The sequence below is a fragment of the Streptomyces sp. NPDC033178 genome (assembly GCF_055577685.1).
Genome location: NZ_JBVIPT010000001.1, coordinates 763,636 through 775,142 on the forward strand (window position 1 = coordinate 763,636; position 11,507 = coordinate 775,142).

Sequence of the window (11,507 nt, forward strand, 5' to 3'; positions counted from 1 at the left end):
CGTTCACCCTTTCGGGCGAGAGCCTCGGGCTGACAGACTCCGGAGGTGCGCGACTTCGACTTGCTCGTCATCGGATCCGGCCCGGGCGGCCAGAAGGCCGCCATCGCCGCGGCCAAGCTCGGCCGCCGGGTCGCCGTCGTCGACCGCCCCGACATGGTCGGTGGGGTCTCCATCCATACCGGGACCATCCCCTCGAAAACTCTGCGCGAGGCGGTCCTCTATCTCACCGGTCTCACCCAGCGCGATCTGTACGGGCAGAGCTACCGCCTGAAGGAGGACATCACCGTCGCCGACCTGACCGCGCGCACCCAGCACGTGGTCAGCCGCGAGGTCGACGTCATCCGCAACCAGCTCTCCCGCAACCATGTCTCCCTCTTCGCCGGCACCGGCCGCTTCGTCGACGACCACACCGTCGCCCTGCGCGAAGTGACCGGCCACGACCGGATGTTGAGCGCCGACAACATCGTCATCGCCACCGGTACGCGCCCGGCCAGGCCCGCGACGGTCGAGTTCGACGAGCGGACGATCCTGGACTCCGACAACGTTCTCAACCTGGAGCAGGTACCGCGCTCCATGGTCATCGTCGGGGCCGGCGTGATCGGCATGGAGTACGCCTCCATGTTCGCCGCCCTCGGCAGCAAGATCACCGTGGTCGAACAGCGGCCCGGGATGCTCGACTTCTGCGACGTCGAGGTGATCGAGTCGCTCAAGTACCACCTGCGGGACCTCGCGGTCACGTTCCGCTTCGGCGAGACCGTCGCCGCGGTCGAGAAGCACCCCAAGGGCACGCTCACCATCCTGGAGAGCGGCAAGAAGATCCCCGCCGACGCCGTCATGTACTCCGCGGGCAGGCAGGGGCTCACCGACGAGCTCGACCTGGACAAGGCGGGGCTGTCCGCCGACCGGCGCGGGCGGATCACGGTCGACGAGCACTACCGCACCGAGGTGCCGCACATCTACGCCGTCGGCGACGTCATCGGCTTCCCGGCGCTGGCCGCGACCTCGATGGAACAGGGGCGTACGGCGGCGTACCACGCGTGCGGCGAACCGGTGAACCGGATGCACGACCTCCAGCCGATCGGCATCTACACCATTCCGGAGATCAGTTTCATCGGGAAGACCGAGGACCAACTCACCGAGGACTGCGTGCCGTTCGAGGTGGGCATCTCCCGCTACCGCGAACTGGCCCGGGGCCAGATCATCGGCGACTCCCACGGCATGCTCAAGCTGCTGGTCTCCCCGGAGGACCGGAAGCTGCTCGGCGTCCACTGCTTCGGCACGGGCGCCACCGAACTCATCCACATCGGGCAGTCGGTGATGGGCTGCGGCGGAACCGTCGACTACCTGGTCGACGCCGTCTTCAACTACCCGACGCTCGCCGAGTCGTACAAGGTGGCCGCCCTGGACGCGACCAACAAGATCCGGCAGATCGACCGCCTCAGGGACTGACTCCCCTCCACGCCGAACCCGCTCACGGCGCTGGTGAGCCCGGCTCACCAGCGCCCCGCGGACACCGGCACCGGACACCGCACGGGAACTCCGCACGGGACCTCCTCACCGGGCCTGCGTCGGCCGCCGGGGCCGAGAGCATAAGCTCGGCACGTGGCCAAGTACTTCGACGTTCATCCCGAAAATCCTCAGCAGCGGACGATCAGCCAGGTCGCCGACTCCATCCGCGCGGGCGCGCTCGTCGTGTACCCCACGGACTCCTGCTTCGCGCTGGGCTGTCAGCTGGGCAGCCGTGACGGCATCGACCGGATCCGGTCGATCCGCCGGCTCGACGACCGGCACCACTTCACCCTCGTGTGCCAGAACTTCGCGCAGCTCGGGCAGTTCGTGCAGGTCGACAACGACGTGTTCCGCGCCATCAAGGCATCGACCCCCGGCAGCTACACGTTCATCCTGCCCGCGACCAGGGAGGTGCCGCGCAAGCTGCTCCACCCGAAGAAGAAGACGGTCGGGGTCCGTATCCCCGACCACGTGGTCGCCCAGGCCCTGCTCGCCGAACTCGGTGAGCCCCTTCTGTCCAGCACCCTGCTCCTGCCCGACGAGGAGGAGCCGATGACCCAGGGCTGGGAGATCAAGGAACAGCTCGACCACGTCGTCGACGCGGTGATCGACTCCGGGGACTGCGGCACCGAGCCGACCACGGTCATCGACTTCTCCAGCGGCGAGGCCGAGATCGTGCGCAAGGGAGCGGGCGACACGGCACGGTTCGAGTGATACGCCGCTCGGCGGTGCGGCCGGCGGTGGAGCCGCGCCGCACGCCGACGCTGGGCCGGGCCGAGAGCCCGGTGAGAACAGCTCGCGGCCGGATCGGGAGCCGGGTGGGAACACCTCACAGCCGGGCCGGACGCCGGGTGGAAACGGCTCGCGGCCGGGCCGGGAGTCGGGCGGGAACGGCCGGGACACTTCGGCGGGTGCCGAAGCGTTCGCCGCTTAGCGTCGGTTCCATGAACATCTCCCGGCGCCTCTTCCGCCGTGCCGCCGCCGTCCGGCCGACCACGGGCAGTGATCACGCCTGGCGGGGCGCCGCGTGACACCACTGGAAGGACTCGCCGTGTTCGCCGCCGGGGTGGGCGCGGGCGGCATCAACACCGCGGTCGGCTCGGGGACGCTCATCACCTTTCCGGTCCTGCTCGCCACCGGTCTGCCGCCCGTCACCGCCACGGTTTCCAACGCCCTCGGGCTGATCCCCGGCAACATCAGCGGAGCCTTCGGCTACCGGGAGGAACTGCACGGCCAGCGCCGGCGCATCCTGAAACTGGGCGTCGGCGCCCTGCTGGGAGGCCTGACGGGCGCCACGCTCCTGCTGGCCCTCCCCGCGACGGCGTTCGAGAGGATCGTGCCAGTCATGGTGGGACTCGCCCTCGTTCTGGTCGCGTTCCAGCCGCTGATCGGCAAGTTCCTGCGCGGCCGCCGCGCACGGACCGGCGTCCCGGCCCGCAAGGACGGCGGCCCTCTGCTGTTCACCGGCATGACCCTCGCCAGCGTCTACGGCGGCTACTTCGCCGCCGCGCAGGGAATCATCTACGTGGCAGTGATGGGCACGCTCCTGGACGAGTCGCTCCAGCGCCTCACCGCCGTCAAGAACGTCCTGGTCGCCGTCGTCAACACAGCAGCCGCGACGTTCTTCCTCTTCGTCGCGGACTTCGACTGGACGGCCGTCGCACTGATCGCCTGCGGTTCCGCGCTGGGCGGCCGGTTCGGGGCCAGGATCGGCCGCCGTTTCAGCCCCGCAGCTCTACGGGCCCTGATCGTGGCGGTCGGCACCGTCGCGATCGTCCAACTACTGCTCCGCTGAGCGCACATGGAAGAGGTCCTCCGCACCGGTGCGGAGGACCTCTTCCATACGTGCCGCGTGGACTGCTCGGGTTCCATGCGCGCCCGGGGTGGGACTACTCGGTGGCGGACGCGTCCTTCCCGCTGAACGGCCCTTCCAGCGCCGCCCACTGCAACAGCATGATGGTCTTCGCGTCGGCGATCTCGCCGGTGCGGATCATGGCCAGGGCCCGGCGGAAGGGCAGTTCGACGATCTCGATGTCCTCGCCCTCCTCGTCGAGGCCGCCGCCCTCGTGGGTGCGGGTGGCCGGTCCGTACGAGGCGGCGTAGAAGGTCACGCGCTCGGTGACCGATCCCGGGCTCATATAGACGTCGAAGACGCGCTGGACGTCTCCGACCGTGTGGCCGGTCTCCTCGATGACCTCGCGGCGTACGGCGACCTCGGGGTGTTCGTCGTCCTCGTCCAGCAGTCCGCCCGGTGTCTCGACGAGCATCCCGTCCGGGTGGCCGTTGACGTACACGGGATAGCGGAACTGCCGGGTGAGCAGCACGGTTTCGCGGACTTCGTCGTAGAGCAGGATCGTGGCGCCGTTGCCGCGGTCGTGGGTTTCGCGCTCCTGGGTGGACCAGGTGCCGTCGGCGTGCTGGAAGTCGAAGGTCGTGGTGCGCTCCACGTACCAGTGGCAGGACAGCAGTTTCACGTCCCGCACCTTGACCCGGTGGTTTCCCGTCAGGTCGAGGCCGACCCGGTCGAGTCCGGTGCGCCCCCTGCTGTCGGGGGTGTCGATGCCCGCGGTCATCGTGCGCCGGCCGGAGAGGAGGTGCGGGTGGTGCCGGAGGTGAATGTGCAGGTGGAACAAGTGGTCATGTCCTGCTTCTACCATCCTGGTCCGGTCCGTGTCAGGCAGGTCAGGGACCGGTGGACTCGCCGGTGGTCAGCCGCACCACGTTCGACCGCTCGCCGTAGGTGAAGGCCCGGACCCGGTAGGACGCCTCCTTCTCGGTGGGCAGGGTGATCAGCCCGGTGGAATTGACGTCGGGATCGAGGACCACGACGGGTTCGTAGGCCGAGCCTGTCCTCGTACGGGCCTCCAGCAGGAACCCCGCCTCGTCGGAGGCGTGGTCCGTCCATGTGAAGAGGATGCCGTTCGCATGCTTGACCGCGGCCTTGAATCCGGTGGGCGCTCCGGCACCGGCGGACCGGAGGGGCCGGCCCGGGGCCGTCCGCTTCGGATCCTTGCGTGCGGGCAGCCAGTCGTGGCTGGAGTTCTCGTCCGCCGCCTTCAGTTCCCCCTTCGGGAGGGTGACGTTCACCGGCTCCGAGGCAGGACCGTGAAAGGCCCGCAGCCGGTAGAAGAACGTGGTGTTCGGCATCAGATCGGGGTGCCGGTAGTTCCTCACGCTGGGTGGCAGATACTGCAGGACGGTGTACGGTCCCGACTCCTCCGTCGCGAATTCGAGTATGTGGCCGGAGGCACCCGAACCACCGCCCTGCCAGCGCAGATCGATGTCGGTGGGTGTGGTGCGCTCGGCACGAAGTACGACCCCCGAGGCGGTATCGGCCTTCCCTGCCACGGGATGCCGGGTGGTCGCGGGACGCCTGTCCGCCCCGCTCTCGCCCGTCGTCCGTGTGGCGGAGCAGGCCGACAGCGCCAGGAGGAGGGCGAGGACGAGCGCTGTCGGCGCCGCGACGCGTACGGGAACACTCATCGGTTCTCGGCTACTTGCGCCAGAAGCGGACGTTGCTCCACGCGACGGTGGCCGGTCCGTTGCCGCTGTTGGTACGGTAGGCGCCGAACTTGTCGTAGAAGCTGCCGCCGGGGCTCGCGTAGGTGTGCTGGAGCGAGCCGTTGATGTACGTGCGGTGCGAACTGCCCACCTGGTGAACGGTGTTGACGCGGACCGTGGCGCCGACCGTGCCCGCGTTCGACAGCGTGGCGCCGCCGTGGACCGCGTACAGGCGCCCGCCGCGTTCGACGGCGAGCATGAAGTACGGGCCCGCCGCGGACTCGTTGAAGGTCTGCTTGAGGCTGATGCGGGTGCCGCTGAGGCTGCTGATCCGGAAGTAACCCTCGAACTGGCGGGTGCCGCCGGTGTAGGTGGCGTACCGCCGCTCGGCGCGCTGGTCGCCGCTTGCCGTCGAGCAGGTGAGCTGGAAGGTCAGGCCGTCGACCTGTCCGCAGCCTCGCTCCTGGACGGTGAAGGTGGGAGAGACCGAGGTCCAGCCGCCGGGTTCCACCTCGGCGACGGCGTTCGGCAGGGCCAGGAACGTTGAAGCGCACACCGCACCGGTCACGGTGAGCGCCCGAAAGCGCGTGAGCATGTCGGCTCCTTGGGCGTGGGGGGTTCAATCGGGATTCACAGACATGAACTATGACTGCCTTTTTGAACGATTGACTGGAAGGTAGGACTAGACCAACGGGCCGTCAAGAGGCCCATGTGCACCAGCTGTTCATCGCCGCGACCCGTCACGGCCGACGAACCATCAGGTCATCTGTCCCGGACTCTTGACTCCGTTCACCGCAGTAGCGATTCTCGACCCATCGTTTGCACGAGTCATGACAACCAGCTGCCGGGGTGTCGAGCCCCGGCCGGCCGGCTCATCGACTGCGCCGTCCGCCGACCGAAGACGTGGGTGATGACCATGACTCAACAGCCGCACCACAGGCGCAGACCCGTCACGGTTCTGTCGTTGCTCCTGCTCGTGATGGCCGTGACGCTCGGCCCCACTCCGAGTTCCGCCGCGGGGACGGACTGGTGGAACCCGGTCGCGCGGCCGGCACCGGACTCCCAGATCGGTGTCACCGGTGAGCCCTTCAAGGGGACCAACTCCCAGGGCGAGGTACGCGGGTTCGTCGACGCGCACAACCACATCATGGCCAACGAGGCCTTCGGCGGCCGGCTCATCTGCGGCAAGCCGTTCTCCGAGGCGGGAGTGGCCGACGCGCTCAAGGACTGCCCCGAGCACTATCCCGACGGCTCGCTCGCGATCTTCGACTTCATCACCAACGGCGGCGACGGCAAGCACGACCCCGACGGGTGGCCCACGTTCAAGGACTGGCCGGCCTACGACTCGCTGACCCACCAGCAGAACTACTACGCCTGGGTGGAGCGGGCCTGGCGCGGCGGACAGCGCGTACTCGTCAACGACCTGGTCACCAACGGCGTGATCTGCTCGGTCTACCCCTTCAAGGACCGCAGCTGCGACGAGATGACGTCCATCCGTCTGCAGGCGAAGCTGACGTACGACATGCAGGACTACATCGACGCGATGTACGGCGGCACGGGCAAGGGCTGGTTCCGGATCGTCACGGACAGCGCGCAGGCGCGCAGTGTCATCGAGCAGGGCAAGCTGGCCGTCATCCTGGGCGTCGAGACGTCCGAGCCGTTCGGCTGCAAGCAGGTCTTGGACATCGCGCAGTGCGACAAGGACGACATCGACGCCGGTCTGGACGAGCTGTACGACCTGGGCGTACGCAGCATGTTCCTCTGCCACAAGTTCGACAACGCGCTCTGCGGGGTCCGTTTCGACGAGGGCGGCCTCGGTACGGCGATCAACGTCGGCCAGTTCCTGTCGACCGGCACCTTCTGGCAGACGGAGAAGTGCACGGGCCCGCAGCACGACAACCCCATCGGGGGTGCGGCGGCACCGGGCGCCGAGGAGGAGCTGCCGGCGGGGGTCGAGGTCCCGTCGTACGACGATGACGCCCAGTGCAACAAACGCGGGCTGACCGAGCTGGGCGAGTACGCCGTACGCGGCATGATGCAGCGCAAGATGATGCTTGAGGTCGACCACATGAGCGTCAAGGCCACCGGCCGGGCCCTCGACATCTTCGAGTCGGAGTCCTACCCCGGTGTACTCTCCTCGCACAGTTGGATGGACCTCAACTGGACCGAGCGCGTCTACGGTCTCGGCGGCTTCATCGCCCAGTACATGCACGGATCCGAGGGGTTCAGCGCGGAGGCCGACCGCACGAAGGCGCTGCGCGAGAAGTACGACGTCGGATACGGCTACGGCACCGACATGAACGGCGTCGGCGGCTGGCCGGCCCCGCGCGGCACGGACGCCTCGAACCCCGTGACGTACCCCTTCCGCAGCACCGACGGCGGCTCGGTCATCGACAAGCAGACGACCGGTTCGCGCACCTGGGACCTGAACACCGACGGTGCCTCGCACTACGGGCTGGTCCCGGACTGGATCGAGGACATCCGGAAAGTCGGCGGCCAGGACGTCGTGGACGACCTCTTCCGGGGCGCCGAGTCGTATCTCGACACCTGGGGCGCGTCGGAGGGGCACAAGGCGGGGGTGAATCTCGCCAAGGGCGCGTCCGCGTCGGCCAGTTCGTCGGAGTCCAACCCGTTCACGAGCTACGCCCCCGGCCGTGCGGTGGACGGGAACACGGACACCCGCTGGGCGAGCGACTGGAGCGACGACCAGTGGCTCCGGATCGACCTCGGCTCCACGAGCACGGTCAAGCGTGTCACCCTCGAATGGGAGCGCGCCTACGCGAAGTCGTACCGCGTCGAGGTCTCCACCGACGGCACCACCTGGCAGTCCGTCTGGTCCACCACCGCCGGTGACGGCGGTCTGGACACGGCCCGGTTCAACGGCGTGCCTGCGCGCCATGTACGGATCCACGGGCTGGACCGGGGCACCGACTGGGGCTACTCCCTTTACGAGGTGGGCGTCCACAGCAGCTGACGCCCACCGGAACGAAGGGAACACCCATGGCACGGATGCCGTCGGCCGAACGGCGTCGGCAGCTCACCGAAGCGGCCATCCGCGCGATGACCCGGGACGGCGTCTCCAGGACGACGACCCGGTCCATCGCCGCGGAGGCCGGTCTGTCCCTGAGCGTCTTCCACTACTGCTTCGACTCCAAGCAGGCCCTGATCGAGTCCGTGATCACGACGATCACCGAGCACTCCGTCACGGTGGTCAGGGAAGCGATCAGGCCGAAGGCCACCCTTCGGGAGACCGTCCGGGCCGGCTTCCAGGCCTACTGGGACCATGTGTCCGCGCATCCCGGCGAGCACATGCTCACGTACGAGCTGACGCAGTACGCCCTGCGCCAGCCGGGGTTCGAGCATCTGGCACGGCGGCAGTACCAGCTGTACTGCGACACCTACACCGAGCTCGTCGAACAGCTCGCCCGCAGCATGGACTTCGAACTCCGCGTCCCGGCCCCTGTATTGGCCCGCTACCTGGCCGCCATGACCGACGGGCTGACCCTGAACTTCCTCGTGCTGGGCGACGACGCGGCCTGGGCCGACATCCTCGACACGATCACCGACCATGTCGCGGGCCTCGTGCGCGATGCGGACGAACTCCGGCCCCGTACAGGATCCGGGCCCGCCGGTTCCTCTTTTTCGTCCCCCTGATGTGACCCTTCACAAAAGGCCACTTGAGTGACGAAAGGCAATTCCAGTAAATGCAGCATGCATCAACAATGTCTCACTCAACGCCTCTTTGTGCTCCTGTGCGCCCCCACGGAACGTGGATCTGGGGAGCCGACAGCAGTTGAACTGGGCAGGACATGACTCAAGCACCGAGCCGGTGGCACGTTCACCGATTTACGTGAGTCGACTGAGGCAGGTGGTTTTCGATGAGCGAGGCCATGCCCGAACCGGATCGACTATGGACTGTGGGCACTGCGCCAGGCATATTCCCAAGCCTCAGCCACGGTATCGCTTTGTTCCGTCGGCCGTTGGCTTTTCTGAATTCCCTGCCCGCCCGGGGCGATCTGGTCGAGTTACGCCTGGGCCCGCTGCGGGCCTGGATGGTGTGCCACCCGGAGCTGGTCCACCGGATGCTCATGGACGCGCGCACCTTCGACAAGGGAGGTTCGCAGTACGACAGGCTCCGGGCACTGATGGGTGACGGGCTGGTCACCTGCCGCCAGGAGGCACACCGACGGCAGCGCACCTTGCTCCAGCCGGACTTCCGCGCCTCTCGCGTCGCCGATTACACGAAACTGATGGGCGAGGAGGCCGGGTCGGTGTGCCGGGCGTGGCGGGCCGGGCAGCGGATCGACGTCAGCGCGGCGATGATGGCCCTGACGACAAGGGTGACCAGCCGTGTCCTCCTCTCGGACTCGCTCGACGACACCAGGGCCGCCCAGCTGCGCAGCGCCCTCGGCACCATCGTCCGTGGCCTGTTCGTCCGCACGGTCGTGCCGGTCGACGCCCCGTTCCGTGTCCCCACACCGGCGAACCGTCGCTATCGGCGCGCGGTCGACCGGCTGCACGGGATCATCGACTCCGTCATAGCGGAACGGCGGCGGGGCGCTCCCCGCGACGACGTGCTGGGGACGCTGTTGGCTGCCGCGCGCGACGGGGGCGAGGACGCGGCGGTCACCGAACAGGAAGTCCACGACCAGCTCATCACGCTCCTGCTCACCGGCGTGGAAACCACCGCACTGTGCTTGGCCTCCGTCTTCAGCCTCCTGGCACAGCATCCGGAGACCGAGCGCCATCTGCACGCCGAGGTCGACACCGTGCTCGACGGCCGGCGACGGCCCGGCCTCGACGACCTGTCGCGGCTCACCTACACCCGGTCCGCCGTCACCGAGACGCTGCGCCACTCACCACCGGGCTGGCTCTTCACGCGTGTCACGACCAGAGAGACAGAGCTCGCCGGGCGCCGGCTCCCCAGGGGCGCCACTGTCCTGTACAGCCCCTACCTCCTGCACCACGATCCCGCGTCGTTCCCGGACCCCGAACTGTTCCTGCCCGAGCGCTGGTTGCCGGGTTCGGAGCTGACCGGTGCCGCACAGCACCGCGCGATGCTCCCTTTCGCCACGGGAAGCCGCAAGTGCATCGGGGACGCGTTCGCGATGGCGGAGGCCACGGTTGCCGTTGCGACCATCTCCGGTCACTGGCGGCTGCGCCACCCGCCCGGACCGGTCGGACAACCGCGCCCCGCCGTGACGTTGGGGCCGAGGTCGCTGCCGATGATCTGCGAACCACGCGCACGCACACCGGTCGGCACACCACCCAGTGCCCGTTCTCTCGCTCCCCGAGCCACGGTGACATCCCGCGCGCAGGAACCCCGAACGGCAGGTGACAACGGTGTCGACAACGCATGAGGAAATCACGGTCGCTCTGCAAGAAGAAACTCCCGCGGACAACTTGAAGGACCTCATCGACGCCAATCTCTATATGCCGTTCCCTTTTCTGAGCAACCGCCATGAATCAGAATCGGCGGCAGGCGTCGACACTTGGCTGCGTACCTGGGGACTGACCGACGACCCGGCAGTCGCGGCCATGATCGTCAAAACCCGCCCGGCGGAACTCGCGTCCTACAACAGCCCGACCGTGGACAGCGATGTCCTCCAGATCGTGGCCAACCAGATCGCCTACCAGTTCATCTTCGACGACCAGGCGGAAGAGGTCGGCCGACGGCGTCCGGGCCGCCTCCTGCCCATGCTCACCGAGAGCATCGGGATCCTGCGCGACGGCCAACCGCCCAGCACCCCGCTCGGGGCGGCGCTGGCCGATCTCCACCGCCAGGTCCAGGAACGGTGCACGCCCGCACAGGCCGCGCGGTGGGCGTGGAACAGCCGTGAGTACGTGCACGGGTTGCTGTACGAGGCGGTGGCCCAGTCGCACTCGCCTCCCGTGGGGATGGGACTGTGCAGCTCGATACGCTCGCTCACCGCCGGAGTCGAGCCCTTCTACCCGCTGTGCGAGGCCGCTCAGCCGCACGAACTGGACCCCGCGGAACTCCACCATCCCGTCATGCGGCGTCTGGGACGGCTGTCGGCCGACGCGGCGGTGTGGATACCCGACCTCTTCTCCGCGGTCAAGGAGCAACAGGCGGGCGAAATGATCAACCTGGCCCTCGCCTATCAGCGTGCGTACGCATGCTCCCTGTCGGGGGCCGTCACGCTGGCCATCCGACGGATCAACAGCACGATCGGCGAGTTCGAGGCGCTCTACGAGAAGATCAAGCCGGAGCTGAGCCCGGCCGGCGTCGGTTATGTGGAGGGCATGTCCGGCTGGATCCGCGGGTGCTACTACTGGTCCCGCACCGTGCCGCGCTACGCGGACGCGGCGGCCATGCCTTCCGTCAATTGAACGCAGACCAATCAACTTACGTTACCTGAAAGGAAGGCACTCAAACCGTTCCGGTGCATGATTCGCCCTTCCCTGTGTACTCATTGCTCAATACGACCACCCGATGTCCGCAAGGGCGTACGCTCATCGCTGCCTTCCGAAGGATC

10 protein-coding genes are annotated in these 11,507 nt (G+C 68.0%); 7 read left to right on the forward strand and 3 right to left on the reverse strand.

Features of this window, described 5'->3' with window-relative positions:
• The first annotated feature begins 45 nt into the window (after positions 1 to 45).
• The 3 genes from sthA (at position 46) to ACZ5VQ_RS03680 (ending at position 3,304) form a co-directional block, all read left to right on the forward strand.
• Complete coding sequence (gene sthA, locus ACZ5VQ_RS03670) at positions 46 to 1,449, forward strand: Si-specific NAD(P)(+) transhydrogenase (RefSeq protein WP_362079052.1); 1,404 nt, start codon at positions 46 to 48, stop codon at positions 1,447 to 1,449.
• Between the two features lie 153 nt (positions 1,450 to 1,602).
• Positions 1,603 to 2,223 (forward strand): L-threonylcarbamoyladenylate synthase, encoded by a 621-nt coding sequence (locus ACZ5VQ_RS03675; RefSeq protein ID WP_055611488.1) that lies wholly within the window; start codon positions 1,603 to 1,605, stop codon positions 2,221 to 2,223.
• Between the two features lie 313 nt (positions 2,224 to 2,536).
• Positions 2,537 to 3,304 (forward strand): sulfite exporter TauE/SafE family protein, encoded by a 768-nt coding sequence (locus ACZ5VQ_RS03680; RefSeq protein WP_469103491.1) that lies wholly within the window; start codon positions 2,537 to 2,539, stop codon positions 3,302 to 3,304.
• Positions 3,305 to 3,398: 94 nt separating this feature from the next.
• Here ACZ5VQ_RS03680 and ACZ5VQ_RS03685 read toward each other — a convergent pair whose 3' ends face one another.
• From ACZ5VQ_RS03685 to ACZ5VQ_RS03695, 3 genes are all read right to left on the reverse strand, one after another.
• Positions 3,399 to 4,082 (reverse strand): NUDIX domain-containing protein, encoded by a 684-nt coding sequence (locus ACZ5VQ_RS03685; RefSeq protein WP_469103575.1) that lies wholly within the window; start codon positions 4,080 to 4,082, stop codon positions 3,399 to 3,401.
• Between the two features lie 109 nt (positions 4,083 to 4,191).
• Positions 4,192 to 4,992, reverse strand: coding sequence for a fibronectin type III domain-containing protein (locus ACZ5VQ_RS03690; RefSeq protein ID WP_469103492.1), 801 nt, complete (start codon positions 4,990 to 4,992; stop codon positions 4,192 to 4,194).
• A gap of 10 nt (positions 4,993 to 5,002) precedes the next feature.
• Positions 5,003 to 5,605: a hypothetical protein gene (locus ACZ5VQ_RS03695; protein ID WP_469103493.1), complete on the reverse strand. Its 603-nt coding sequence runs from the start codon at positions 5,603 to 5,605 to the stop codon at positions 5,003 to 5,005.
• Positions 5,606 to 5,926: 321 nt separating this feature from the next.
• Here ACZ5VQ_RS03695 and ACZ5VQ_RS03700 point away from each other — a divergent pair, with 321 nt between their 5' ends.
• The 4 genes from ACZ5VQ_RS03700 (at position 5,927) to ACZ5VQ_RS03715 (ending at position 11,361) form a co-directional block, all read left to right on the forward strand.
• Positions 5,927 to 7,984 (forward strand): galactose-binding domain-containing protein, encoded by a 2,058-nt coding sequence (locus tag ACZ5VQ_RS03700; RefSeq protein ID WP_469103494.1) that lies wholly within the window; start codon positions 5,927 to 5,929, stop codon positions 7,982 to 7,984.
• Positions 7,985 to 8,010: 26 nt separating this feature from the next.
• The gene (locus tag ACZ5VQ_RS03705) at positions 8,011 to 8,664 is read left to right on the forward strand and encodes a TetR/AcrR family transcriptional regulator (protein ID WP_307518849.1); all 654 of its coding nucleotides are present in this window, start codon (positions 8,011 to 8,013) and stop codon (positions 8,662 to 8,664) included.
• A 326-nt stretch (positions 8,665 to 8,990) separates the two neighbouring features.
• On the forward strand, positions 8,991 to 10,370 hold the full coding sequence (locus tag ACZ5VQ_RS03710) for a cytochrome P450 (RefSeq protein WP_469103495.1): 1,380 nt from the start codon (positions 8,991 to 8,993) through the stop codon (positions 10,368 to 10,370).
• Complete coding sequence (locus tag ACZ5VQ_RS03715; protein ID WP_469103496.1) at positions 10,354 to 11,361, forward strand: (-)-alpha-amorphene synthase; 1,008 nt, start codon at positions 10,354 to 10,356, stop codon at positions 11,359 to 11,361. The genes ACZ5VQ_RS03710 and ACZ5VQ_RS03715 overlap by 17 nt, the downstream gene beginning before the upstream one ends.
• Positions 11,362 to 11,507 lie beyond the last annotated feature (146 nt).

Coding starts and splice junctions, on each gene's coding strand:
- ACZ5VQ_RS03685 (WP_469103575.1), bottom strand. CDS start 4,082: ATGACCGCGGGCATCGACACCCCCGACAGCAGGGGGCGCACCGGACTC.
- ACZ5VQ_RS03690 (WP_469103492.1), bottom strand. CDS start 4,992: ATGAGTGTTCCCGTACGCGTCGCGGCGCCGACAGCGCTCGTCCTCGCC.
- ACZ5VQ_RS03695 (WP_469103493.1), bottom strand. CDS start 5,605: ATGCTCACGCGCTTTCGGGCGCTCACCGTGACCGGTGCGGTGTGCGCT.
- ACZ5VQ_RS03700 (WP_469103494.1), top strand. CDS start 5,927: ATGACTCAACAGCCGCACCACAGGCGCAGACCCGTCACGGTTCTGTCG.
- ACZ5VQ_RS03705 (WP_307518849.1), top strand. CDS start 8,011: ATGGCACGGATGCCGTCGGCCGAACGGCGTCGGCAGCTCACCGAAGCG.